This is a genomic window from Phycicoccus sp. Root563 (assembly GCF_001427915.1).
Taxonomy (GTDB): Bacteria; Actinomycetota; Actinomycetes; order Actinomycetales; family Dermatophilaceae; genus Pedococcus.
Window position 1 is genome coordinate 413,457 of the sequence record NZ_LMGM01000001.1, and the last position, 22,840, is coordinate 436,296.

25 protein-coding genes, 1 tRNA gene and 1 riboswitch are annotated in these 22,840 nt (G+C 71.7%); of the genes, 14 read left to right on the forward strand and 12 right to left on the reverse strand.

Annotated features, from left to right (window positions below; all coding sequences use genetic code 11):
- From ASD62_RS01945 to ASD62_RS01965, 6 genes are all read right to left on the reverse strand, one after another.
- Entirely contained in the window at positions 1–753 is a 753-nt protein-coding gene (locus ASD62_RS01945) for a dienelactone hydrolase family protein (protein ID WP_056914529.1), read from the reverse strand.
- Positions 754–831: 78 nt separating this feature from the next.
- Entirely contained in the window at positions 832–1,002 is a 171-nt protein-coding gene (locus ASD62_RS19990; protein WP_157581207.1) for a hypothetical protein, read from the reverse strand.
- 137 nt (positions 1,003–1,139) lie between these two features.
- Positions 1,140–1,216: transfer RNA gene (locus ASD62_RS01950), tRNA-Val, on the reverse strand.
- An 85-nt stretch (positions 1,217–1,301) separates the two neighbouring features.
- Positions 1,302–1,799 (reverse strand): TIGR02611 family protein, encoded by a 498-nt coding sequence (locus ASD62_RS01955; protein ID WP_157581210.1) that lies wholly within the window; start codon positions 1,797–1,799, stop codon positions 1,302–1,304.
- Entirely contained in the window at positions 1,796–2,638 is an 843-nt protein-coding gene (locus ASD62_RS01960; RefSeq protein WP_200956830.1) for an aminotransferase class IV, read from the reverse strand. The genes ASD62_RS01955 and ASD62_RS01960 overlap by 4 nt, the downstream gene beginning before the upstream one ends.
- Positions 2,635–3,681 carry a chorismate-binding protein gene (locus ASD62_RS01965; protein WP_056914530.1) on the reverse strand — a complete coding sequence of 349 codons (1,047 nt, stop codon included), beginning with the start codon at positions 3,679–3,681 and terminating at the stop codon, positions 2,635–2,637. Before ASD62_RS01965 ends, ASD62_RS01960 begins: the two co-directional genes overlap by 4 nt.
- A gap of 35 nt (positions 3,682–3,716) precedes the next feature.
- Between ASD62_RS01965 and ASD62_RS01975 the strand changes: the two genes are divergently transcribed.
- The 8 genes from ASD62_RS01975 (at position 3,717) to ASD62_RS02010 (ending at position 11,473) form a co-directional block, all read left to right on the forward strand.
- Positions 3,717–4,907, forward strand: a complete 1,191-nt coding sequence (locus ASD62_RS01975; protein WP_082580511.1) for a CapA family protein — start codon at positions 3,717–3,719, stop codon at positions 4,905–4,907.
- A gap of 94 nt (positions 4,908–5,001) precedes the next feature.
- Complete coding sequence (locus ASD62_RS01980) at positions 5,002–6,093, forward strand: LLM class flavin-dependent oxidoreductase (protein WP_056914533.1); 1,092 nt, start codon at positions 5,002–5,004, stop codon at positions 6,091–6,093.
- On the forward strand, positions 6,090–6,737 hold the full coding sequence (locus ASD62_RS01985; RefSeq protein ID WP_056914534.1) for an FMN reductase: 648 nt from the start codon (positions 6,090–6,092) through the stop codon (positions 6,735–6,737). The genes ASD62_RS01980 and ASD62_RS01985 overlap by 4 nt, the downstream gene beginning before the upstream one ends.
- Positions 6,738–6,906: 169 nt before the next feature.
- Entirely contained in the window at positions 6,907–7,926 is a 1,020-nt protein-coding gene (locus ASD62_RS01990; RefSeq protein WP_056914535.1) for a serine protease, read from the forward strand.
- Positions 7,923–8,951 carry a hypothetical protein gene (locus ASD62_RS01995; RefSeq protein WP_056914536.1) on the forward strand — a complete coding sequence of 343 codons (1,029 nt, stop codon included), beginning with the start codon at positions 7,923–7,925 and terminating at the stop codon, positions 8,949–8,951. The genes ASD62_RS01990 and ASD62_RS01995 overlap by 4 nt, the downstream gene beginning before the upstream one ends.
- Positions 8,948–9,871: a peptidoglycan-binding protein gene (locus ASD62_RS02000; RefSeq protein WP_056914537.1), complete on the forward strand. Its 924-nt coding sequence runs from the start codon at positions 8,948–8,950 to the stop codon at positions 9,869–9,871. The genes ASD62_RS01995 and ASD62_RS02000 overlap by 4 nt, the downstream gene beginning before the upstream one ends.
- Before the next feature lie 16 nt (positions 9,872–9,887).
- Positions 9,888–10,634: a hypothetical protein gene (locus ASD62_RS02005; protein ID WP_157581213.1), complete on the forward strand. Its 747-nt coding sequence runs from the start codon at positions 9,888–9,890 to the stop codon at positions 10,632–10,634.
- A complete protein-coding gene (locus tag ASD62_RS02010) occupies positions 10,631–11,473 on the forward strand; it encodes a hypothetical protein (protein WP_200956831.1) in 843 nt (280 codons plus the stop codon). The genes ASD62_RS02005 and ASD62_RS02010 overlap by 4 nt, the downstream gene beginning before the upstream one ends.
- Before the next feature lie 12 nt (positions 11,474–11,485).
- Here ASD62_RS02010 and ASD62_RS02015 read toward each other — a convergent pair whose 3' ends face one another.
- Entirely contained in the window at positions 11,486–11,710 is a 225-nt protein-coding gene (locus ASD62_RS02015; RefSeq protein ID WP_056914540.1) for a hypothetical protein, read from the reverse strand.
- Positions 11,711–11,873: 163 nt separating this feature from the next.
- On the opposite strand from ASD62_RS02015, the gene ASD62_RS02020 reads away from it, so the two are divergent.
- Genes ASD62_RS02020 through ASD62_RS02030 form a run of 3 tightly spaced genes read left to right on the forward strand, consistent with a single transcriptional unit; the run spans position 11,874 to position 14,096 of the window.
- Entirely contained in the window at positions 11,874–12,641 is a 768-nt protein-coding gene (locus ASD62_RS02020) for an SDR family NAD(P)-dependent oxidoreductase (protein ID WP_056914541.1), read from the forward strand.
- 35 nt (positions 12,642–12,676) lie between these two features.
- Positions 12,677–13,102 (forward strand): OsmC family protein, encoded by a 426-nt coding sequence (locus tag ASD62_RS02025; protein ID WP_056914542.1) that lies wholly within the window; start codon positions 12,677–12,679, stop codon positions 13,100–13,102.
- A 10-nt stretch (positions 13,103–13,112) separates the two neighbouring features.
- On the forward strand, positions 13,113–14,096 hold the full coding sequence (locus tag ASD62_RS02030; protein WP_056914543.1) for a magnesium transporter CorA family protein: 984 nt from the start codon (positions 13,113–13,115) through the stop codon (positions 14,094–14,096).
- Between the two features lie 6 nt (positions 14,097–14,102).
- Here ASD62_RS02030 and ASD62_RS02035 read toward each other — a convergent pair whose 3' ends face one another.
- The 3 genes from ASD62_RS02035 to ASD62_RS02045 all read right to left on the reverse strand — a co-directional run bounded on the left by ASD62_RS02035 (position 14,103) and on the right by ASD62_RS02045 (position 17,828).
- Positions 14,103–14,309, reverse strand: coding sequence for a hypothetical protein (locus tag ASD62_RS02035; protein ID WP_056914544.1), 207 nt, complete (start codon positions 14,307–14,309; stop codon positions 14,103–14,105).
- A 73-nt stretch (positions 14,310–14,382) separates the two neighbouring features.
- Positions 14,383–15,426, reverse strand: a complete 1,044-nt coding sequence (locus ASD62_RS02040; RefSeq protein ID WP_056914545.1) for a ribonucleotide-diphosphate reductase subunit beta — start codon at positions 15,424–15,426, stop codon at positions 14,383–14,385.
- A complete protein-coding gene (locus tag ASD62_RS02045) occupies positions 15,423–17,828 on the reverse strand; it encodes a ribonucleoside-diphosphate reductase subunit alpha (RefSeq protein ID WP_056914546.1) in 2,406 nt (801 codons plus the stop codon). Before ASD62_RS02045 ends, ASD62_RS02040 begins: the two co-directional genes overlap by 4 nt.
- 130 nt (positions 17,829–17,958) lie before the next feature.
- Positions 17,959–18,213, reverse strand: a riboswitch (cobalamin riboswitch).
- Between the two features lie 162 nt (positions 18,214–18,375).
- Between ASD62_RS02045 and ASD62_RS02050 the strand changes: the two genes are divergently transcribed.
- From ASD62_RS02050 to ASD62_RS02060, 3 genes are all read left to right on the forward strand, one after another.
- Positions 18,376–19,509 carry a DUF4185 domain-containing protein gene (locus ASD62_RS02050; RefSeq protein WP_056914547.1) on the forward strand — a complete coding sequence of 378 codons (1,134 nt, stop codon included), beginning with the start codon at positions 18,376–18,378 and terminating at the stop codon, positions 19,507–19,509.
- A gap of 122 nt (positions 19,510–19,631) precedes the next feature.
- A complete protein-coding gene (locus tag ASD62_RS02055; RefSeq protein ID WP_056914548.1) occupies positions 19,632–19,973 on the forward strand; it encodes a hypothetical protein in 342 nt (113 codons plus the stop codon).
- Positions 19,970–21,343, forward strand: coding sequence for an MBL fold metallo-hydrolase RNA specificity domain-containing protein (locus ASD62_RS02060; RefSeq protein WP_056914549.1), 1,374 nt, complete (start codon positions 19,970–19,972; stop codon positions 21,341–21,343). Before ASD62_RS02055 ends, ASD62_RS02060 begins: the two co-directional genes overlap by 4 nt.
- Before the next feature lie 29 nt (positions 21,344–21,372).
- On the opposite strand, the gene ASD62_RS02065 is transcribed toward ASD62_RS02060, so the two are convergent.
- Positions 21,373–22,314 (reverse strand): universal stress protein, encoded by a 942-nt coding sequence (locus tag ASD62_RS02065; RefSeq protein ID WP_056914550.1) that lies wholly within the window; start codon positions 22,312–22,314, stop codon positions 21,373–21,375.
- Positions 22,311–22,763 (reverse strand): pyridoxamine 5'-phosphate oxidase family protein, encoded by a 453-nt coding sequence (locus ASD62_RS02070; RefSeq protein ID WP_056914551.1) that lies wholly within the window; start codon positions 22,761–22,763, stop codon positions 22,311–22,313. Before ASD62_RS02070 ends, ASD62_RS02065 begins: the two co-directional genes overlap by 4 nt.
- Positions 22,764–22,840: the final 77 nt, after the last annotated feature.

The window sequence follows — 22,840 nt, forward strand, 5'->3', positions numbered from 1 at the left end:
TCAGGCCCCTTGCGTGGAGAGGTGGGTGGCGAAGAAGGTGGCGATGCGTTCCCAGCCGTCGTTGGCGGCCTCGGGCCGGTAGGACGGTCGGTCCACCGCGAAGAACGCGTGCGGCGCGCCCTCGTAGGAGTGGAACTCGTGCGGCTTCCCCAGCTCGGTCAGGCGCGTGTCGAGCTCGGCGACGTGCTCGGGGCTGGGGGTCTTGTCGTCCGCTCCGAAGAGGCCGAGCAGCGGCGCGCGCAGTCCGGGGAGCTGGTCCACGAGGTTGGTCACCTTGAGCGGGAACCCCTCCGGCGGCGTGCCCGTGACGAACGCCCCGTAGCAGTCCACCGCCGCGTCGACGTCGAGGTGGCAGGCGGCCAGGACGCTCTGGCGGCCGCCGGAGCAGTACCCGATGACACCGACCTTCCCGTTGCTGCTCGGGAGTGACCGCAGGTGTGCCGCGGCACCACCGACGTCGCCGACGAGCCGCGCATCCGGGACCCCGCCGTTCGCCCGGGCGGCCGCGGCCGCGTCGGACGGGTCGGCGCCGGGAGCCTCGCGCCAGTAGAGGTTCGGGCAGATCGCGTCGTACCCCAGCTCGGCGAACCGGCGCACGATCTCCTTGGTGGCCCGGTCGTAGCCGGGCATGTGGTGGATCACCACGACCCCGCCGCGGGGGGCGTCGCCGTCGGGCCGGGCGAGGTAGGCCTCGATCTCGTCGCCGTCGGCGCCGGCGATCCGGATGGTTGTGGTGTGCATCGAGTCGCTCACCCTCCGGATGCTATTCCTCGGTTGCTCGCCGCCGCGTCCCTCCCCTCGTCCGGACCGCCTCCACCGGAGGACCCGCCGTCAGGGGTGGGCGGCCTGCTGCGCCACCGCCTGGCAGCTCGTCCCCGTGGTCGTGCCCTCGAAGACCTGGTCGAGGTCGATCCCCTGCTTGACGGCCACCGCCCCGAGGAGCTGGCACATGGCCTGGACCTCGTCGAGGGTCGTGGTGCCGCTGCCGGTGTCCGCCCTCATGTTCGCCCGCCTCCCGTATGACGCGACGAGACCCCGCGGGGATGCGGAACCTGCCGCGGAACCCACCCGCAACGCGTCGAAGCCCTCCCCGGAACGGGAAGGGCTTCGACGGACGGCATGGGCGGCTGGTGCCGACCTGGTGGACGTGAAGGGACTCGAACCCATGGCCTCTCGCGTGTGAAGCGAACGCTCTAACCAACTGAGCTACACGTCCAGGTGCCCTTGCGGGCCTGCCGAAGAATAGCGGGAGCGGGTGCGATGGGCGAAATCCGGGGGTCTGTCGGGGCGTCGCCGACCGGTCAGAGGCCGGGCAGGGAGTTCAGCCAGTCCTCGATGACGTCCGGCAGGAACCCGGGCACGCCCGACAGGAGGAACAGCCCGTAGAACACGAGCGCCACCAGCGCTGCGGTCAGGAGCCCGACGAGGCCCTTGACCCAGAGCGGCTTGGGGCCGATCCAGTCGTTCCAGTCGGCGAGGCGCGCCTTGCCCCAGTCGAGCAGCCGCTGGGCCCACTCGAACTCCGACGCCAGGATGCCGATGCCGACGAAGACGATCAGCCAGCCGGGTCCCGGAGCGGGCACGGCGATCAGTCCGGCGATGGTGACGAGGGCGCCGACGATCCCCACGACCCACTTGTAGATGCGGTGGCTGTGGGGGTTCGAGCGGATCTTGCGCCGCCACTCCCAGTCCTTCTCCCGGTCGTTCTCCCGGTCTCGTGACCGGCGTCGTTCGTCGGAGGGCGACTGCTGCTGGTCCTGCCTGGCCTCGGGGGTGCGGCCCCGTGTCTGGTCGGTCACGGATCCATTCTCTCCTGACAGAGCCGGGCGAACACCTCGGCCGCGCGCCGGGTCACCGGGCCCACCTCGAGGGTGCGGTCGTCGACGGCGTGGATCGGCAGGACGTCCTTGGTGCTGCTCGTGATGAACACCTCGTCGGCGCTGTCGAGGACGTCCAGCGGCAGGGCCTCCTCGACGACCTCCATCCCGTCCTCACGGCACCACTCGATGGTGACCTCGCGGGTGATACCGGCCAGGCAGCCGGAGTCCAGGGGCGGCGTGCGCAGCACCCCGTCGACGACGACGAAGATGTTGGACCCGGTGCACTCGCACAGCTCTCCACGGGTGTTCGCGAACACCGCCTCGATCGCCCCGCGCTCCTTGGCGTACGCGAGGGCGACGACGTTCTCGGCATACGAGGTCGTCTTGAGGCCGGCGACGGCGGAGCGCTCGTTGCGCGTCCACGGGGTGACGGCGACCGAGGCGCTCGCCGGCGGTCGCGGTTGGGCGCCGGCGGTGACGATGTACGTGAGTGGGCTGTCGTCCCGGTCGGACCCGAGTGGGCCGGCGCCTCCGGTGACGGAGTAGCGCAGCCGACCGAACTCGATCGGGTCGCCCGCGGACAGCACCGCCTCGATGCCCTCGGCGAGGCGGTCGTGGTCGGCCGGCGGCAGGCCGAGCCCGGCCATCGTGCGGTCGAGCCGACGGGCGTGGCGGGTGGCCGCGAACACCTGCCCGTGGTCGACCTTCGCGGTCTCGAACGCGCCGTCCCCGACGGTCACCCCGTGGTCGAGCGCCGCGATGGACGGCTCGTCCACCCCTGTCAGCCGACCGTTGACCCAGACCCTCACGCTGCTCATGCGTCCACCCTCCCAGATGCGAGCCCGACCAGCCGTGCGGCCTTGACCCGGGTCTCCTCCCACTCACCCGCGGGGTCCGATCCCCACGTGATGCCTGCACCGGTACCGAACCGCAACCACCGTCGTCCGTCCGCAGCCCGCTCTGCCCAGAACGTCCGGATGCCGACGGCGAGTTCCGCCGTGCCCGCATCGGCGTCGACCCACCCGACGGCCCCGCAGTACGGACCGCGAGGGACCGGTTCGAGGTCGGCGATGGCTTGCAGCGCAGTGTGTTTCGGTGCGCCGGACACCGACCCGGGTGGGAAGGTGGCGGCCATGACGTCCTCCCAGCTCGCCCCGGGACGCAGCTCGCCGGAGACCGTCGACACGAGGTGCACGAGGCCGGGGTGCTCCTCCGGTGCGCAGAGGTGATCGACCCGCACGGTGCCGGGGCGGCTGACGTGCGACAGGTCGTTGCGCACCAGGTCGACGATCATGACGTTCTCGGCGTAGTCCTTGGGCAGCATCGCCTCGAGGTGGGTCGCGGTGCCCTTGATGGGCCGCGACTCCAGCTGGTCACCGTCGCGCAGCAGGAACGCCTCCGGGCTCGCGCACACGACGTCGAGTCCCGCGTCCGGCACGTGGATGCGCGAGGCGTATGGCGCGGGGTTGCCCCGCGCGAGCAGCTGCGCCAGGCCGTCGAGGTCGGCCTCCTCGGCCAGCTCGTGCGACATCACCCGGCAGAGGTTGACCTGGTAGACGGTGCCGGCGGCGATGCGGTCGCGGATCTCCCGCACCCCTGCGAGGTAGCCCGCCTCGTCGAGGCTGGTGCCCCACTCCCCGCGCAGCGGCACCCACGGCACGGTGCGCGCCTTCGGCGGCTGACGCGTCACGTGGGCGAACCGCACGGCAGTGACCGACCCCTCGAACTCGGCGACCACGGCCCAGAACCCCGAGCCCAGGCCGTCGAGCGCCTCCAGCCCGGACAGGTCCCGACGCACCTCGACGGGCCCGGTCGCGACGAGCGACCCGAACCGCCCGTGTCCCGATGCGGCCGCCTCCACGATGGCGATCCTAGGGCGACCTACACTCGGCGCTCATGCGCCCACTCGCAGCGGTCACCGCTGCCGCCCTCGCGGTCACGCTCACGGCCTCCTGCTCCGCGGGCGCCTCCGACGGGACCGCCACCAGCCGGACGGGCAGCCCGAGCACCCGGCCCGGCGGGACCCCGAGTGCGAGCGGCACGTCCGCCACGACCACGACGCGCGCGCCCGGGACGTCGTCGACGACGGCGTCGCCCAGCTCCACCACGGCCGCCCGGCCGAGCGACCCGAACACCCTGACGATGGCGTTCGCCGGGGACGTCCACTTCGAGGACTACCTCGCCCCCCTGGCGTCACGTCCCGACGGCCTCGCCGAGCTGCAGGACTCCCTCGGCGCCGCCGACCTCGCCATGGTCAACCTGGAGACGGCGATCACGACGCGAGGGACGAAGATCGGCAAGGAGTTCCATTTCCGGGCCCCCGCCTCGGCGCTGAGGACCGTGCAGGGCGCCGGAGTCGACGCCGTGAGCATGGCCAACAACCACGGCGTGGACTACGGACCGGTCGGGCTGCAGGACACCCTCGCCGCGAAGCGGACGAGCCCCATCCCGGTCGTGGGCATCGGCGCCGACGAGGACGAGGCCTTCGCCCCGGCGGTCCTGTCGGCCAAGGGCCTGCGGGTCGCTGTCTTCGGCGCCTCCGAGGTCTTCGAGATGACCCTCTCGCGCTACTCGGCCGGACCGGGCAAGGGCGGCATCGCCAGCGCCGCCCCGGTGACCCGGCTGCGCAGGGCCGTTGCCGCAGCGTCCAGGAAGTACGACGTGGTCGTGGTCTTCCTGCACTGGGGACTGGACTACCAGAAGTGCCCCGACCCGCTGTCCGCGGAGACCGCGCAGGTCCTCGAGGAGGCAGGAGCCGACATCATCGTCGGCGGCCACTCCCACCGGGTCAACGGCGCCGGGTGGCTCGGGCGCTCCTACGTCGCGTACGGGCTCGGCAACTTCGTGTGGTGGCGCAGCAAGGAGCCGGACTCCAGGTCCGGCGTGCTCACCTTGGCCCTGGACGTCAAGGCCGCGAAGGGCACCGGGTCGAACGGCCACAGCGTGGTGCGCACCGCGAGCTGGACGCCCATGCTCATCGGCATCGACGGCATACCCCGTCGTCCGGGGGCCGCGGACACCAAGCGGCTCCACGGGCTCTGGGAGCAGGCGAACGCGTGCACCGGGCTCGAGTCCCGGCCGAGCTGACGTGCGCCGCGCACCCCGTGCGCGGGGAATGGATGTGACACCTCGCGGGTTGATGTAGTTGAATTCGCAACTACCTACACGAGAGGCGAGACCGATGCAGTTCGGGATCTTCACCGTCGGCGACCTGACCACCGACCCCACCACGGGCACCACCGTCAGCGAGCACCAGCGCGTCAAGGACACCGTCGAGCTCGCCAAGCACGTCGAGCAGGTCGGGCTGGACGTCTTCGCGACCGGTGAGCACCACAACCCCCCGTTCGTGCCGTCCTCCCCCACCACGACGCTGGGATTCATCGCCGCCCAGACCTCGCGGCTGCTGCTGTCCACCTCGACGACCCTCATCACGACGAACGACCCCGTGAAGATCGCCGAGGACTACGCGACGCTGCAGCACCTCGCCGACGGTCGTGTCGACCTCATGATGGGCCGCGGCAACACCGGCCCGGTGTACCCGTGGTTCGGCAAGGACATCCGCGACGGCATCGCCCTCGCCGTGGAGAACTACGCGCTGCTGCGCCGGCTCTGGACCGAGGACGTCGTCACCTGGGAGGGCAAGTACCGCACCCCGTTGCAGTCCTTCACCGCCACCCCGCGCCCGCTCGACGGCATCGCGCCGTTCGTCTGGCACGGCTCGATCCGCAGCCCCGAGATCGCCGAGCAGGCGGCCTACTACGGCGACGGCTTCTTCCACAACAACATCTTCTGGCCGATGAGCCACACCCGTCAGATGGTCGCGCTCTACCGTCGCCGCTTCGAGCACTACGGCCACGGCTCGGCCGACCAGGCCATCGTCGGCCTCGGTGGGCAGGTCTTCATGCGGGCCAACAGCCAGGACGCGGTGCGGGAGTTCCGCCCGTACTTCGACAACGCCCCCGTCTACGGCCACGGCCCGTCGCTGGAGGAGTTCAGCCGGGAGACGCCCCTCACGGTGGGTTCGCCCCAGCAGGTCATCGAGCGGTATGCCGCGATGGCCGACTCCGTCGGCGACTACCAGCGCCAGCTCTTCCTCATCGACCACGCGGGGCTGCCGCACTCGACCGTGATGGAGCAGGTCGAGATCCTCGGCACGCAGGTCGTCCCCGAGCTGCGCAGGATCGCCGCCGCCCGCAAGCCGGCCCACGTGCCGGACGCCCCGACCCACGCCAGCCGCCTCGCCGCGGCCCGATCCCTGGAGGTCTCCCGATGACGAGTCCCCTGTCGTCCCAGTCGCGCCCACGCCGGGTCGTGGTGGTCCAGGCGGGCCTCGGACAGCCGTCGTCGACCCGCCTGCTCGGCGAGCGGCTCGCCGCCGCCACCCGCGACGCGCTGCTCGAGCGCGGGCAGGAGGCGACCGTCGACGTGGTCGACCTCCGTGAGCACGCCCACGACCTGGCGAACGCGCTCCTCACCGGCTTCCCCAGCGGTGCGCTGCGTGAGGCCGTCGACGCCGTCGCCTCGGCCGACGCCGTGATCGCGGTGACGCCGGTGTTCCAGGCGTCCTACAGCGGCCTGTTCAAGACCTTCTTCGACGTCCTCGACGAGGGTTCCCTGCGGGGCACCCCGGTGCTGATGGCGGCCACCGCAGGCACTGCCCGCCACTCCCTGGTCCTCGAGCACGCGATGCGTCCGATGTTCGCCTACCTCAAGGCCGTGACGGTCCCGACGGGTGTGTTCGCGGCGTCCGAGGACTGGGGCGGTGGCGACCCGGGCCAGGGGCTGTCCACCCGTGTCGAGGTCGCCGCGGCCGAGCTCGCCGACCTCGTGTCGGGGCGTGCCGCTGCGGCGGCACCGGCCCGCAGCGGCACCGAGCTCGCCGACCCGGTGCCCTTCGAGGAGCTGCTGGCCCGCTGAACCCACGCCGGGATGTCGCTTGTGCCCCGGTAGCAGCACGGAAACGCCGGTATCCGCTACGTCAGATTGCTGATGCCGCCGTGCTGCCACCGGGCGCACCCTGAGTCATCCGCAGCGAATTCCTCCGACTCGTGCCGTGGACAGGATCACCACACGGAGGTGGGCAGAGATGGCAGTCGTCAGTGCGTTGCCGGAGCCGAACGAAGGCGACCGGCACGGACCACGTGGGGAGCCCGAGCTCCGGCTCGGGCCCGAGACGCTGGCACGCATCAGCGCGGTCGCGGCGCAGCCCGGACAGGCCTGGCGCAGCGAGCCGCTCGCCCGCAAGAAGGCGTTCGCCCGGCGCCGCGGGGAGCCGGTCGCCAAGGACGCCGCGGCGCCCGACGTCGATGCGGCCCTCGAGCGCATCTTCCAGAACGCCGACTTCCTCGCCGGGGCGTGGCTGAGCACCGGCGCGACCAAGGCCGATGCCGTGGCGAAGATCAACACCACCAGCGAGCTCGGCACGGGGTTCCTCGTGTCGCCCTGGCTGCTGATGACCAACAACCACGTCATCGACTCACCCGAGACGGCCTCCGGGTCGGTGGCGTGGTTCCGCTACGTCGAGGACGCCGACGGCAACATCACCCCGCGCAAGGTCGCCCTGCAGCCCGAGCGCTGCTTCGTGACGAGCCCCCGCGATGCCCTCGACTACACGGTCGTCGCTGTGGCGCCGCTGGACGGCCAGCCCCCGGGTCAGCAGTTCGGTTCGATCCCGCTGCACGGCGGCGTGGGCAAGATCGTGGTGGGCCAGAACGTCAACGTGATCCAGCATCCGTCGGGTCGCACACGGGAGATCTGCGTCCGCAACAACCTGCTGCTCGAGGTCGTCGACGACACCTTCGTCCTCTATGGCGCCGACACCGAGCCGGGCTCGTCCGGGTCACCCGTCCTCAGCGACACGTGGGAGCTCGTGGCCCTCCACCACGCCAGCGAGCAGAAACGCAACGCGCAGAACCAGTACGTCGACGCCGAGGGCAACCTCGCCACCGACGAGACGCCGGAGTCCAAACGGGTCTGGGTCGCCAACAAGGGAATCCGGGTCTCCGCACTGGTCGCCGACCTCCGTGCGCGGACCCTCGACGAGAGCAACGGCACCGAGGCCAAGGACCTCGTCGGCCAGATGCTCGGACTGGGAGGAAACATATGAGCACCGCCCTGCTCCTCATCCACGGTCGCAGCCAGCAGATGCCTGCGGGGAGCGACCGCAGTGACGCCGCGGTCGCCGACTACGTCGCCCGCAAGAAGCGCGAGTGGCTGGCCGGGCTCGCCAAGGGGGCGACCCTCGCCGGACGGGCCCAGCCCGACGCCGGCGCCGTCTACTTCCCCTACTACGGCAACGTCCTCGCGGACCGGATCGCCGCCCACGAGAAGGCCGGTGGAACGGCGCCACAGCTCGAGGGGCTCGACGTCGCCGCCCAGGCGAAGGCCACCGGGGAAGACCTCCTGCTCGACGGCGCCGCCGAGATCGGCTTCGTCGCCTCCCGCCGGCTGGAACAGACCGACCCCGAGCTGGCCGGTGCTGCCCGGGACGTGGAGAAGGCCCGGGCCAGCGGCGAGGAGGCGTCGTGGGGCGACCTGCTGCGCCCCAAGGTCGTGCGGGAGGCGTTGCGCTTCATCAGCGACAAGACCGGTGCGCCGCAGGCGATCATCACGAGGTTCCTGTCCGACGTGGCCTACTACCTCGAGGACGACGCCATGCGGGACGCCGTCCAGGAGGTCGTGTCCGCCGCCATCGCGCAGGCCTCTGCCGACGGCCACACCGACCTCGTCGTCGTCGGCCACAGCCTCGGCAGCTGTGTGGCCTACGACGCCCTGCAGCGCTACACCCCCGGACCTCGCGTGCGGCTGCTGGTCACGGCCGGCTCCCCCGACGGGTACGCGGTCGTGAAGCGGAACCTCTGGGGCGGCGCCGAAGGGGACGCGGACCGCGGCATACCGGGGGGGATCGAACCGGTCGGTGGAACGCTCAGGTGGCTCAACGCCTACGACGAGCACGACGTCGTGGCGCTGGTGCACCCGCTGACCCCCTTGTTCGCACCGGGCAGTGACGCGATGCGGGACGAACGGGCGCAGAACCCCTCGGACCCGCACTCCATCCAGGACTACCTCTCGGACCCCGATGTCGCGGCAGCCGTCCTCGACGCGGTCGGTGCGGCGCAGGAGGTTCCATGACCTCGACCGAGGGGACGGACGTCCACACCAACAGCCTCGGTGAGCCCGAGGACGAGCCCGTGCAGACCGACAACGGCCCCAAGGAGGGCGACGGCGAGGTCCCCGACCAGGACGCGGTCGAGCTCCCCTCACCCGGCGAGCACGAGGCCGCGGGCCTGGCCGGTGCGGTCCTCGCCGAGGCCCTGCGCCACCGCGGGACCATCGAGGACCCGGTCGGCAGCAACCGGCAGCCGTTCGGGGCGCAGTACGGCTGGAACGGTGTCGCCTGGTGCAACATCTTCGTGTCCCGCGTGGGGTTCGGGGTGGCCGGCGACTACGACCTGCTGGGCAAGTTCGCCTCCACCGTGGCGTGCGCGCGGTGGTGGGACGGCCAAGGGCGGTTCGGCCACGAACCCCGTCCGGGCGCCGCGGTGTTCTTCGACTGGGACGGCGGTCGCCGGATCGACGCCATCGACCACATCGGGCTCGTCGTCGAACCCCTCGCGAACGGACGCGTCCGCACGATCGAGGGCAACGCCGCCATCCCCGGCAAGAGCGACGGCGTCTGGGTCCACGACCGCTCGACCCGCTTCATCGTGGGCTACGGCTACCCCGCGTACTCGGGAGCGGTGCCACTCACCAAGGCGGCTGCCACGCAGGGCCGTGGTGACGCCGCGACGGCCTCCCGCGGGACCGCCCGAGCCCCGGTGGGGACGCCCCCGCCGTTCCCGGGACTGATGAGGAAGGGGTCCACCGGCCCGGGGGTGCTGGCCCTCCAGCGCCGCCTCGTCCAGCGCGGGTGGGAGCTCGACGCCGACGGCGAGTTCGGGCCCGTGACCGACCGCGTCGTCCGCGGGTTCCAGCAGGACAAGGGGCTCGAGGTGGACGGTGAGGTCGGGCCGAGGACGTGGTCCGCGCTCTGGACCACCCCGGTGACCTAGGGACGGACGACCCGTGATGAGGACGCACCGCGCTTCGCACCGCACGTCACGACCTGCCCGGTCGCACGCGGCGGCGGTGCTGGCCGTCGGGGTGCTCCTGCTGGGTGGGTGCGCGGCGAGCGGTGGCTCGGGTGGTGCGACCGCAGCCGGCGACCCCGGCAACGGCTCCTCGCAGGCGTCCGGGGACAGCGAGACCTTCGACTCCCCCGAACCCGAGCCCACGACCCCGGACAGCTCCGACAGCTCGACCTCGGACGACGCCCCGGCGATCGCGGTGGCCAGGCTCCCCATCGGCGGCGATGCGCAGGACGACGGTGACGACCCCCGGCTCCAGTGCGCCCACGTCACGTGGATCGCCAGTCCCGACGGGCAGATCCCGCGGGGGACCGGCATCGAGATCACCCGGGTGCTGTTCGACCCCGCGTCGTTCGAGGCGGTCGACCAGGGGTGCGGCTCGGAACGCCCGAGCTGCCTGCACTACGTCTTCCGGACATCGGCCCTGCAGTGCGACCTCCCCGTCCGGGCCACCGGCGACGTCGCCCAGGACGCGAACCCCTCGCTCGGCTTCGCCGGCCTCGTCTTCTGCCCCGACCCGACCTCGGCGACGTGTCGGCACTTCGTCGGCGCGCTCGCGAACGAGCAGCAGCTCTCGGTGTCGCTCAACGTGCCGCAGCTGCCGCCCGGGTCCGGCGATGCCAGCACCGACACGAGCAGCGACTCGGGCACCGACACGGGCACGGACGCCACGACCGACGGCGGATGATGGCCGCCGACGAGCCGGCCCGCGGGGTCTCGTGGGACCGCGTCTACAGCGTGGCCGGCAACATCGTGGCGCCCGCCACCGCACTGAGCACCCTGCTGTTCTACTTCGGCTACGTCTCGACCCGGGCGCAGTACCTCTACTTCGGGCTGGACGTCGACACGATCGGGCTCTCGACCCAGAGCTTCGTCATGCGCAGCCCGGGTCCGCTGCTCGTGCCGCTGCTCGTCCTGGTCCTGCTGGTGGCCGGTGCCATCGCCGCGAACCGCTGGCTCGCGCCGCGACTGACGCGACGCGCCTCGCTCGCCCTCGCCGTCGGAATGGGGCTCCTCACCGCCGGGCTCGTGCTGCTGTTCGCCTACGCGATGGTCGGCCGGTGGCCGTACTACCCCCTGGTCACGCCAGTCCTCATGGCGCTGGGAGGCACCGTCACGGCATACACCCTGGGGTTGCGAGGGAGCTCGATCCGGCTGCGGGTCGCCCTCTGGATCACCGTGGCGGCAGCCATCTTCTGGGCCAACGCCACCGTGGCCCAGTGGTCGGGGACGGGACTGGCACAGGAGCAGGCGGGGCACCTCGAGGACCTCCCGCGGGTCGTCGTCGACACCCGCGAACGGTTGTACCTGCGCAGCCCCGACGTCACCGAGACGGCGTTGCCGGTCGAGGAGGGACAGACCTTCCGCTACCGGTACCGAGGGCTGCGCCTGCTGGTCCAGAACGGCGACCGGATGTTCCTCGTCCCCTGCTCCGAGCAGGTCTCCCCCTGCCCGCACCGGCCAGGCAGCGCGACCATCGTCGTGCGGTGGAACGACAGCACGCGGGTCCAGTTCGTCGCCCCCTGAATGCCCCCCGGCTCAGCGGTCGCGGTTGCGGGGGTGCTGCCGGGCCCGGCGCTCGTTGCCGCGCCGGTAGTTCCCGGTCACCCGCGCCATGAGCTCCTGCGGGTCACCGCGCTGCGCGTCCTCGAGGAACTCCGCCGCGCGACGTCCGCGCAGCACGGAGGCGAGCCGGCCGTGGTGCGTCACCACGACCTCTTCGCCGCGTCGCTCGAACGCGAACCCCTCCGGTCGTCCTGCCATGCCGTGAGGGTATGGCGCGTGGCCCCCGGTGTCGCGCGGGTTTCAGAGCTTGCCGAGGATCGTCATCGTCCGCTCCCACGCTCGTCGTCGTCGTCGTCGCCGTCACGAGACAGGAGGTCCACACCCCTCGCCCTGATACGCGCTGCCCCATAGATTGGCTCGCATGAGTGCACTGGAGCGTTTCTCCCTCGCGGGCCGCGTCGCCGTCGTGACCGGAGGGACGCGCGGGCTCGGTGCCGGGTTCGCCGAGGCGCTCGGGGACGCCGGCGCCAGCGTGGTCCTCGTCGGACGTGACGTGTCCGCAGCGGAGGGTGTGCTCGCGACGTTGCGCGCCAAGGACATCCGCACCGAGTTCGTCGAGGCCGACGTCACCGTGCCCGACGACGTCCAACGCGTGCTCGACGCGACGCTCGCAGCCTTCGGGCGGGTCGACATCCTCGTCAACAACGCCGGTGCCTGCGTCCACGCACCCGCCCTGGACGTCACGCCGGAGGACTGGCGGGCCGTCATGGCGGTCAACGTCGACGCCGTGTGGACCTGCTCGCAGACGTTCGGTCGTCACTTCGTCGCCGAGGGGTCCGGGTCGATCGTCAACATCGGCTCGATGTCGGGCTTCATCGTCAACCGACCACAGTGGCAGCCCGCGTACAACGCCTCGAAGGCCGCGGTCCACCACCTGACCCGCAGCCTCGCCGCCGAGTGGGCGCCGCACGGAGTCCGGGTCAACGCCCTCGCCCCCGGCTACATCAAGACCGACATGTCGCCGGTCGACGACCCGAAGTTCCGCCAGCACTGGATCGACGACGCACCGATGCGGCGCTACGGCACCGTCGAGGAGCTCGCGCCCGCCGTGGTCTTCCTCGCCAGCGACGCGTCGTCGTTCGTCACGGGGTCGGTCCTCGTGGCCGACGGCGGGTACACCACGTTCTGACCCACCCCCATCCACCCACACCGTCAGGAGAAGTCATGGCCACCACCCGCAACGCCTCGGCCCACTGGGAGGGCTCCCTCATGGAGGGTGCCGGGAGCGTCACCCTCGACTCGTCCGGCCTCGGGACGTACGACGTGACCTGGCCCTCGCGCGCGGAGGAGGCGAACGGCAGGACCAGTCCGGAGGAGCTCATCGCAGCAGCGCACTCGACCTGCTTCTCGATGGCGCTCTCGCACGGGCTGGCCCAGGCGGGCACGCCGGCCACGTCGATCGACACCACCGCGGCAGTGACGTTCCAACCGGGCACCGGCATCACCGGGGTCGCGCTCACGGTCACGGGTGTCGTCCCCGGACTGACGGCCGAGCAGTTCGACGAGGCCGCCCAGGCCGCCAAGGCGGGCTGCCCGGTGAGCCAGGCGCTGTCGGTGCCCATCACGCTGGAGTCCAGCTTCAGCGAGTGAGCCGGGACCGGTGGACACCTGGCTGGTGACGGCGGACGGGATCGAACCTCACCCGTCCTCGGACATCGCCGCGCTGCTGGCCCGCTCCGAGGGCTTCGTCTGGGTGGACGCCCCGGACTTCGACGACGAGGTGGAGCACGTCCTGCGGGACGTGCTCCACGCGCACCCGTTGGTGCTCAAGGCCTGCCGAGAGCGCAACTTCGTCCCGACGGTCCACGGTTACGAGGACCACACCTTCGTCGTCGTGCACACGCCACTCCCCGGGGAGGGCGGGCACGTCCACATGCTCGAGCTCGACCAGCTCGTCGGTGCCCGCTACCTCGTCACCGTCCACGGCCCACGCAACCCCGCCGTCCCCGCGTCCGAGGCCACCGCCCAGACCGACGCCGTCCGCGAACGCATCGCCGCGGGACGGCTCCGGCCCACCACTCCCGGGGACCTCTCGTACGCGATCGGGTCGGCCATGGCGCGGCGGCAGAGCGAGGTGGTGCGCTCGGTGGCAGCCCGTCTCCCCGCCCTCGAGATGCAGGTCATGGGATCGGACTTCCGGCAGCCGGAGGTGCTGCTCGAGCAGCTGTTCCTCCTCCGCCACGAGCTCCTGATCTCCCGGACGCAGGCGGGGCAGGCCCACGAGATCTTCGGCAGGCTCGCCTCGCTGGACCGCTTCTCCTCCACGCAGTCCCGGCGCCATGCCCAGGACCTGAGTGAGCAGTTCGACCGGGTGCGCAGCCTCGCCGACGGCGAGAGCGCGTTCCTGTTCGGCGTCATCGAGCTCTACCAGACCCGGGTCACGACGAAGATGACCGTGGCGATGGAGCGGCTGGCGGTCATCGCCGCGATCACGCTGCCGGTCACCGCCATCGCCTCGGTCTACGGGATGAACGTGATCGTCAACCAGAGCACCCACTGGGTCCAGCTCGTCGTCGTCCTCGCCGTGATGACGTCGATCAGCCTCTGGCTGCTGCGCTGGGCCCGCCGCCAGGGCTGGTGGTGACCTCGGTCAGTCCTCGTGGAGGGTGCGGTGACGACCGCCCCGCAGGCCGCTGAGGGCCAGCACGACCCCGACGACCGCGACGACCGGGCCGATGACGGCCCACAGGGTCACGCCGCTCATCACGCTGCCGCCGAGGACGTCGATGCCCTGGAGGAACCAGACCACCCCGATGAGGACGAGGAAGGCACCGAGGGCCACGCGCACAGGCTTCATACCGCGACCCTAACCCCGCACCGCCTCCGCGGCTGGTCGGGCGCCTCCCCCTCGCGAGGCGCCCGACCAGGGCTCAGAAGTCCTCGTCGAACCCGACCGAGCCGCTGACCCCCATCTGGTAGGCGGACACGCGGCGCTCGAAGAAGTTCGACAGCTCCTGCACGTCCTGGAGCTCCATGAACGCCAGCGGGTTCTTCGAGCCGTACTCCGGCGCGAGGCCGAGCTGCTCGAGCCGTCGGTCGGCGACCGACTCGAGGTACGTGCGCATGTCCGCGGTGGACAGGCCCGCCACTCCCCCGCCGAGCAGGTCCTCGGCGAACTGCGCCTCGGCGTCCACGGCGGCCCGGATCATCGCCCGCACCTGGTCGGCGAGCTCGTCGTCGAACAGGTCGGGCTCCTCGGCCCGCACCGTGTCGACGACGTCGAAGGCGAACGCCATGTGCATCGACTCGTCGCGGAACACCCAGTTGGTGCCGCTGGCCAGACCGTTGAGCAGACCCCGGGACCGCAGGAAGTAGACGTACGCGAAGGCGCCGTAGAAGAACAACCCCTCGATGCACGCCGCGAAGCAGATCAGGTTGAGCAGGAACGCCCTGCGGTGCTCACGCGTCTCGAGCTGGTCGAGCTCGAACACGGTGTCGATCCACTCGAAGCAGAAGTCCGCCTTGGCCTTGATCGACGGGATGTTGTCGACCGCGGCGAACGCCTCGTGCCGCTCCTTCTCGTCAGGCACGTAGGTGTCGAGCAGCGTCAGGTAGAACTGCACGTGCACGGCCTCCTCGAACAGCTGACGGCTGAGGTAGAGCCGTCCCTCCGGTGAGTTGACGTGCTGGTAGAGGTTGAGGACGAGGTTGTTCGCGACGATCGTGTCGCCGGTCGCGAAGAACGCCACCAAACGGCTGACGAGGTGTCGTTCGGCCGCCGTCAGCCGCTGGAGGTCCTTGAGGTCGCTGTGCAGGTCCACCTCCTCCACGGTCCAGGTGTTCTTGATGGCGTCGCGGTACCGCTCGTAGAAGTGCGGGTAGCGCATCGGCCGCAGGGTGAGGTTCATCCCGGGGTCGAGCAGCATCTTCGTGGCGGTCGGGCCGGTCGTGGTGGTGTCGGTCGTGGTGGTCATTCGCAGGCCTCGCAGCTCTCGGGGTTCTCGAGGGAGCACGCGATGGCTGCCTCGTCGGTGACGGTGGGTGGGGCGGCGGTCAGGCCGATCGTGGCCTGCTGGATGCGCGTGGCCGGGCGGGACCTCAGGTAGTAGGTCGTCTTGAGCCCGGCCTTCCACGCGTAGAGGTACATCGAGCTGAGCTTCCCGATGGTCGGTGACGCGAGGAAGAGGTTGAGCGACTGGCTCTGGTCGATGTACGGCTGGCGCGCGGCCGCCAGCTCGATGAGCGCCTTCTGCGGCAGCTCCCACGCCGTGCGGAAGAGGTGGCGGACGTCCTCGGGGATCGCCGTGATGCCCTGCACCGACCCCTCGCTGCGCTTGATCGCCTCACGCACCTCGGGGGTCCACAGGTCGCGCGCCTTGAGCTCGCGCACCAGCGCCGTGTTGACCTGGAGGAACTCCCCCGACAGCGTCTCCCGCTTGAACAGCGTCGACACCTGCGGCTCGATGCACTCGTACACCCCGGCGATCGACGCGATGGTCGCCGTCGGCGCGATGGCGATGAGCAGGGAGTTGCGAAGACCGTTCTCCTTGATGGCCTTCCGCAGCTCCGTCCAACGCTCCGCCTGCGTCGGGGTCACGTCCCAGAGGTCCGGCTGGAGATCGCCGCGAGCCGCGCGCGTCTGCTCGTATGCAGGGTGCGGACCGTGCACGGAGGCCAGCTCGGTCGACCGCTCGAGCGCCGAGAGGTAGACCTCCTCGGCGATGCGGGTGGACAGCTCCTTGGCCTCGTCGGAGTCGAACGGCAGCCGCAGGGCGAAGAAGACGTCCTGCAGCCCCATCACCCCGAGTCCCACGGGGCGCCAGCGCGGGTTGGAGGCCGCCGACTCCTCGCTCGGGTAGTAGTTGATGTCGATGACCCGGTCGAGGTAGGTCACCGCGGTGCGGACGGTGGCGCGCAGCTTCGCCCAGTCGACGGCATCGCGGCCGGTGGTGAGGTGCTGGGCGAGGTTGACCGAGCCGAGGTTGCAGACCGCGGTCTCGTCGTTGCTGGAGACCTCGATGATCTCCGTGCAGAGGTTGGACAGGTGGACCACCGGTGAGCCGACCACCTGGTCGTCGCTGGTCTGGTTGCAGGTGCGGTTGCTGGCGTCCTTGAACGTCATCCAGCCGTTGCCCGTCTGGGCGAGCGTCCGCATCATCTTGCCGTAGAGCTCGCGCGCGCTGACGGTGCGCACCACGCGGCCGTCGCGCTCCGCGGCGGCATACGCGGCCTCGAAGGCGGGGCCCCACAGGTCGGGGAGCTCGGGCACCTGGTCGGGGTCGATCAGGCTCCACTGCTCGTCCGCCTCCACCCGGCGCATGAACTCGTCGGGGATCCAGTTGGCGAGGTTGAGGTTGTGGGTGCGCCGTGCGTCCTCGCCGGTGTTGTCACGCAGCTCGAGGAACTCCTCGATGTCGGGGTGCCACGGCTCGAGGTAGACGCAGGCCGCACCCTTGCGACGGCCGCCCTGGTTGACGGCGGAGACCGACGAGTCGAGCGTGCGCAGCCACGGGACGATGCCGTTGGAGTGGCCGTTCGTGCCCCGGATCAGGGCGCCTCGCGAGCGGACCCGGGACCACGAGATCCCAATGCCCCCGGCGAACTTCGAGAGCTTCGCGACCTGGGCGTAGCGGTCGTAGATCGACTCGAGCTGGTCCTGCGGCGAGTCCACGAGGTAGCACGAGGACATCTGGGTGTGCCGCGTGCCGGAGTTGAACAGCGTGGGCGAGCTGGGCAGGTAGGCCAGCGATGCCATCAGCCGGTAGAAGGCGATGGCCTCCTGCGGGGTGCGCGAGAGGCCGCAGGCGACGCGCAGCAGGAAGTACTGCGGGGTCTCGATGACGCTGCGGGTCTCGGGGTGCCGCAGCAGGTAGCGGTCGTACACGGTCCGCAGCCCGAAGTACTCGAAGCGACGGTCGTTCGACACGTCGACGGCGTGGTCGAGCTTGCGGGCGTTGGCCTCCACGAAGGCGGCGGTCTCGTCGCCGATGAGGCCCTCGAGGTGGCCGAGGCGGACGGCCTGGCTGAACGACGCGATCTGCTGTCCGCGCACCTCCTTGTCGATGTAGTTGGACAGCAGGCGCGCGGCGAGCCGCGAGTACTCCGGCTCGCTCGCCGTCATCTCCGCGGCGGTCTGGATGGACAGGCGGTCGAGCTCGGCGGTCGTCGCACCGTCGTAGAGGCCGCTGATCGTGCGGGTGGCGATCGCCATGGGGTCGACCTCGCCGAGGTCGTCGCACCAGCGCTCGACGGCGCGGACGATCTTCATGACGTCGACGGGTTCGCTGTCGCCGTTGCGCTTGCGCACGGCCATGCTCGTCCGACGGGTGGGGGTGGTGCTGGTGGTCGACGGGTCGACCACGGGGGCCTGGGTCATCCTGCTCTCTCCTCGCGAGCGAATCGGTGCCGCGGGCGCGAGGGGGGACGACGACGCAGCCGTGCCGGCACACCGACACGGGACTGCAGAAGCCGGGTGACCCACCCTCGAGGCCACGACTCAACCGCGCACGGTGTGCGCGGCCGCTGGCAGGTCTTCGGACTCGTGGACCCGTCGTTGCCGGCTCCCCCGACCGTCCGTGGACGGTCCTGGGACCCGGCGAGACACCTACTGGCCGTCGCTTCCCACACGCCGAGGCGTGCAGTGCTTGGTGACGACTGTCGTTTCCACTCACCGCTGCGGGGCAGTCCCGGACTCGCACCGGGTTCCCTCTTGCCCCGGGTCCCGTGTGCACGGGACCCGGACCAGCGAGACACACCATATGCGGGTGACGGGGGCGATTGACAGCACCACATGTGGGGTCCGCGTGTCGCCGCCCTACGCTTCCTCCGTGCCCGCACTCCCCCGGCCCCGGCGACCGGTCCGCCACCCGTCGGCTGCCCCTTCGACGGCTTCGACTACCGGACGGAGGCGAGTCCTGGCGCTGGTGCTCGCCGCCACGACGCTGGCCGGGTGCACCGCGACGCCCTCGCGGACCGGCGGCGGGACCGGACCCCGGGTCTCGACGCAGGCGGCATACCCGCGGCTCACGCCCTCGTGCCCGGTGGTCACGGGCACGACCCCGCCGGCGGTGACGGTGGACGAGCTGAACCGCGTCGTCGCCGGGCTCGACCTGCCCCTGTGGCAGGCCGGTGACATCGGCGCCAGCACGAGGCTGCCGGACGGTCGGATCGTGTGGGTCTTCGGCGACACCGTCCGTCGCGATGACGTCCGTCCCCGGGTCGTCGCCAACTCGATGCTGGTGACGAGCGGCTTGTGCACCTCGCAGGTGCAGACGCGGGACAGTGGTCCGGTCATCCGCGACCGCGAGGACGGTGTCGTGCACTGGCCCATGTCCGTCGCCACCCTGCGACGCGGCGATCGGACCCTGCTCGTGGTCATCTCGGCGCGCATCCGCAGAGGCACGGCCGGCGCTCTCGACTTCACGTATCTCGGTAGCAGCGCAACGGTTTTCGACGCCACGACGGCCGGGTCTCCGCAGCTGCAGAGCCAGCTCGACATCACCCCGGACAGCACGGCGGCCGACCAGGTCAACTGGGGTTCGGCGATGACGGTCCAGGGTCGGTGGATCTACGTCTACGGCACGCGGTTGCCCGGGCGTACCTCCTTCGGACGAGCCCTGTACGTCGCCCGCGCCCCGGCGGCCGACGCGCGGGACCGCGGCACCTGGCAGTTCTGGGACGGGGTGCGCTGGTCGCTCGACCCCGACTCCGCGACGGCCGTGCTCCCGGCTGAGGGTGGGGTGTCGCAGACCCTGTCGGTCGACGTCGTGGACGGGCGTTTCGTCGTCGTCTCGAAGCGCGACGGCGACCTCGGCAGCACGGTCTACTCGTGGACGTCGGGCTCGCCCACCGGGCCGTGGACCCCGAGGCGTGGGGTCCGTGCCGAGTTCCGCGACCCCGCCGGGCAGCTGCGTTACGCCCCCCTGGCCCATCCCGGCATACGGCTGGCAGACGGACGGCTCCTCATCTCGATCTCGCGCAACACCACCGACTTCGGTCGACTGCTGTCCCAGCCCACCCTGGGGCGCCCGGTGTTCGCGGAGATCGACCGCCCCTGACCGCGGCAGGACCTCGCTGCGGCCCGCGGGAAGGGACCTAGGTCTCTGCCCGGGTGTCGCCACCGACGACGACAGTGGGGTGAGCACAGCTGCACCACCGCTCTCGAGCGAGGAGCCCGACCATGTGCCCGACGACGTCCGCGCCCCACACCTCCTCGCGGGGAGGGCGGGCCCTCCGGCTCGTGTCGTGCGCCGCCCCCTCTGCCAGCGTCCGTGACGTCGTCGACCTCACCCCCTCCTGCACGTCGACGAGCCTCGCCGCGGCCGTCGACGCCCTCGCCGACGACCCAGGCTGCGACGCCGTCCTCGTGGCGCTGGGGGCGCACGACCGCACCGTCGTGCGCAGCCTCGTCGGTGCGGTGGAGCGCGTCCGCCGGGACCACCCCGGGACGGCCGTGGCCGTGGTGTGCCCCTCGGCGTCGCAGTCCGCTGCCCACCGACCGGGCCGGCGGGCCGACCGATGACCACGGTGCTCACCTTCCTGGGTGCCGCGGGGACGGTCACGGGCAGCAGGACCCTGGTCGAGCACTCCGGGGCCCGAACCCTCGTCGACTGCGGCCTCTACCAGGGCGAACGCCAGTGGGGGCACCGGAACTGGGATCCCTTCCCCGTCTCACCCGCAGGCATCGACGACGTGGTGCTGACCCACGCGCACCTCGACCACTGCGGCTACCTCCCTGCCCTCGTGCGCCAGGGCCTGGACGGTCCGGTGTGGTGCACGCCCGGCACCGCGGACCTCGCGCCGATCGTCCTGCGCGACAGCGCCCACCTCCTCGAGGAGGAGGCGTCCTACGCCCGCACCAGTGGCTACTCCCGGCACGACCCGCCCGTGCCGCTGTACACCGCCGGGGACGTCGAGCAGGCGCTGCGACAGTTCCGGCAGACGGGGTATGGCGTGTCGGTGGCCCTGGAGGGGGCAGGCACCCTGGTCCTCGTCCGTGCCGGACACGTCCTCGGGTCCGCCAGCGCGCACCTGACCACCGCCGACACCACGGTGCTGTTCTCCGGCGACCTGGGGCGCCCGGAGCATCCTGTCCTGCGCCCTCGGGAGCCCGCGCCGGCCGCACGCACCGTGGTGGTGGAGTCGACCTACGGCGACCGCAGCCACCCCTCCCTCGACCCCGACCACCACCTGCTCGCCGAGACGATCCGTCGCACCGTCGCGCGCGGCGGCTCGGTGCTCGTCCCCGCGTTCGCCGTCGACCGCACCGAGCTGGTCCTCAACGCCCTGAGCCTGCTCTGGCACGAGCACCGGATCCCGCAGGTCCCCGTGTACGTGGACAGTCCGATGGCCCTGAGGGTCCTCGACGTCTACCGGGACCCCCGGCACCGGGACGAGCTCCGCCTCGGCGTCAGCGACGACCTCGTGCGGCTGCCGGGGTTGCGCACCCTCCCGACCGCACAGGAGTCGGAACGGGTCAACCGCCCCAAGGAGCCGAGCATCATCGTCTCCTCGTCCGGGATGGCGTCCGGCGGGAGGGTCGTGCACCACCTGCGCACCCTCCTCCCTGACCGCCGCAACACCGTCGTCCTGACGGGCTACCAGGCCGTCGGCACCCGGGGTCGGGCGCTCGCCGAGGGCGCCCACGAGGTCAAGATCGCCGGGGCGTACGTCCGGGTGCGGGCCGAGGTCGTCCAGGACCAGGGCTTCTCGGTGCACGCCGACGCCGACGAGCTGGTCGCGTGGGTCATCGGTCTCGTCCAGCCGCCCGAGGCGGTCTTCGTGACGCACGGCGAGCCGCAGGCCGCCGCCGCGCTGGCCGACCGGTTGCGTCGGGAGACGGGTGCGACGGTCGTCGTCCCGCGCCTCGGGGAGCGCGTCGTCGTTCCCTGAGGACCGGCGGGGATCAGTGCCGGCGGGGATCAGTGCCGGCGGTCGGGTTCGACCGCGGCGGCCGCGACCTGGTCGGGTCGGGGCACCGGGACGGCGTCGGGCGCGACGACGTGGGGCGGGACGACCAGCACGTCGCAGGGCATCCGGTCGAGGACGCCACGGGCGACGGACCCGCTGATGAGTCCTGCGAGCCGACCTTCCCCGTGGGTCCCCACGACGACCAGGTCGTGGGGTCCGGCGTGGGACAGCAGCGCCGGCACCGGTCGTTCGACCTCGACGACGACCCGGGCCAGGGAGTGGTCGGGCGACCGCTGGGCCAACAGGAGGTCGCCGTGCCGCTCCCAGACACCCCGCGCGAGCAGGTGCAGCTCGGTGTCCGTCCGCGGGACGGCGTGCACGACCGTGAGGGCCCAGCCCCGGAGCTGGGCCGCCTCGACGGCGACACGCAGCACGACGGCGGCGCTCGGTTCGTCGTCGACGCCCACGACGACCACCGGGTGCGGCCCGCCGACCCGGTGGACCGCGCCAGCCCCGGGCCTCGGGCCGGCCACGAGCACGGGGCACCGAAGGCGGCGGACGAGCTGTTCGCTGGTCGAGCCGGAGGCGAAGGCCCCGAGTCCCCCGGAGCCGTGCCGGCCCACGACGAGCAGGGCCGTCCCCCCGGCGAGCCCGTCGAGCTGGGGGGAGTCCACCTCCGTGGCGGTGAGGGCCGTGACAGGGACCCGGTCGCCCACGCGCTCGAGCGCACGACACCCGATCGCACCGGCCCACAGCGCGCCTTCGGCGCTCGCCCGGGACCAGTCGCGCAGGTCGTGCAGCCCGGCGCCGCGACCGTCCTCGACGGTGAGGACGACCAGCGGGAGCGCTCGGCGCCGAGCCTCCTCGACGGCCACGTCGACCGCCTCGACGGACTCCCAGGACCCGTCGCACCCGACGACGACCGCCAGGCCCTCCTCCGGCCGCGTCGTCATGGTGTCGCCGGGCCGGACGGCTCGCTGCGGTGGACGCCGCCGGCGACGGCGAACCGACGCCCGCTGACCTCGTCCGCCTCGACCCGCAGGAAGTGCGGCTTCACCGAGTCGTGCCACGGGAACAGCGGCAGGGACAGGGCCTCGAGGACGTCGTGCAGCCGGGACACCTCGGCCGCCCGGCCCTTGACGACGACGCTCCACGCAGTGGCGGTGGCCACGTCGTACCCGTCGACCTCGAACGCCACGAGGTGGCCCAGGGCGCTCTCGAGCTTGGTGCCGGCAGCGGTGCGGATGACGATCGACGCGTGGTCGACGACGTGGTTGACCGGGAAGATCTCCGGCTGGCCGTCGATGGCCGTCGCGAGCCGTCCGACGACGGCCTCGCGCAGCAGGGCCCAGCACTCGTGCCGGGGGATCTCGTGGGTGGCGGGTGCGGTGCTCGTGGTCATGACAGCAGCGTCCTCCCGGCCCGCAACAGCCGTATGGGGCGAAGGTCCCGTGCCCACGTCCGGGACCTTCGCCCCTC

Excerpts from the sequence above, each read along its gene's own strand:
- ASD62_RS19990 (WP_157581207.1), bottom strand. The coding sequence starts at position 1,002 with ATGAGGGCGGACACCGGCAGCGGCACCACGACCCTCGACGAGGTCCAG.
- ASD62_RS01960 (WP_200956830.1), bottom strand. The coding sequence starts at position 2,638 with ATGAGCAGCGTGAGGGTCTGGGTCAACGGTCGGCTGACAGGGGTGGAC.
- ASD62_RS01975 (WP_082580511.1), top strand. The coding sequence starts at position 3,717 with ATGCGCCCACTCGCAGCGGTCACCGCTGCCGCCCTCGCGGTCACGCTC.
- ASD62_RS01980 (WP_056914533.1), top strand. The coding sequence starts at position 5,002 with ATGCAGTTCGGGATCTTCACCGTCGGCGACCTGACCACCGACCCCACC.
- ASD62_RS01985 (WP_056914534.1), top strand. The coding sequence starts at position 6,090 with ATGACGAGTCCCCTGTCGTCCCAGTCGCGCCCACGCCGGGTCGTGGTG.
- ASD62_RS01990 (WP_056914535.1), top strand. The coding sequence starts at position 6,907 with ATGGCAGTCGTCAGTGCGTTGCCGGAGCCGAACGAAGGCGACCGGCAC.
- ASD62_RS01995 (WP_056914536.1), top strand. The coding sequence starts at position 7,923 with ATGAGCACCGCCCTGCTCCTCATCCACGGTCGCAGCCAGCAGATGCCT.
- ASD62_RS02000 (WP_056914537.1), top strand. The coding sequence starts at position 8,948 with ATGACCTCGACCGAGGGGACGGACGTCCACACCAACAGCCTCGGTGAG.
- ASD62_RS02005 (WP_157581213.1), top strand. The coding sequence starts at position 9,888 with ATGAGGACGCACCGCGCTTCGCACCGCACGTCACGACCTGCCCGGTCG.
- ASD62_RS02010 (WP_200956831.1), top strand. The coding sequence starts at position 10,631 with ATGATGGCCGCCGACGAGCCGGCCCGCGGGGTCTCGTGGGACCGCGTC.
- ASD62_RS02015 (WP_056914540.1), bottom strand. The coding sequence starts at position 11,710 with ATGGCAGGACGACCGGAGGGGTTCGCGTTCGAGCGACGCGGCGAAGAG.
- ASD62_RS02020 (WP_056914541.1), top strand. The coding sequence starts at position 11,874 with ATGAGTGCACTGGAGCGTTTCTCCCTCGCGGGCCGCGTCGCCGTCGTG.
- ASD62_RS02025 (WP_056914542.1), top strand. The coding sequence starts at position 12,677 with ATGGCCACCACCCGCAACGCCTCGGCCCACTGGGAGGGCTCCCTCATG.
- ASD62_RS02035 (WP_056914544.1), bottom strand. The coding sequence starts at position 14,309 with ATGAAGCCTGTGCGCGTGGCCCTCGGTGCCTTCCTCGTCCTCATCGGG.
- ASD62_RS02040 (WP_056914545.1), bottom strand. The coding sequence starts at position 15,426 with ATGACCACCACGACCGACACCACCACGACCGGCCCGACCGCCACGAAG.
- ASD62_RS02045 (WP_056914546.1), bottom strand. The coding sequence starts at position 17,828 with ATGACCCAGGCCCCCGTGGTCGACCCGTCGACCACCAGCACCACCCCC.
- ASD62_RS02055 (WP_056914548.1), top strand. The coding sequence starts at position 19,632 with ATGTGCCCGACGACGTCCGCGCCCCACACCTCCTCGCGGGGAGGGCGG.
- ASD62_RS02060 (WP_056914549.1), top strand. The coding sequence starts at position 19,970 with ATGACCACGGTGCTCACCTTCCTGGGTGCCGCGGGGACGGTCACGGGC.
- ASD62_RS02065 (WP_056914550.1), bottom strand. The coding sequence starts at position 22,314 with ATGACGACGCGGCCGGAGGAGGGCCTGGCGGTCGTCGTCGGGTGCGAC.
- ASD62_RS02070 (WP_056914551.1), bottom strand. The coding sequence starts at position 22,763 with ATGACCACGAGCACCGCACCCGCCACCCACGAGATCCCCCGGCACGAG.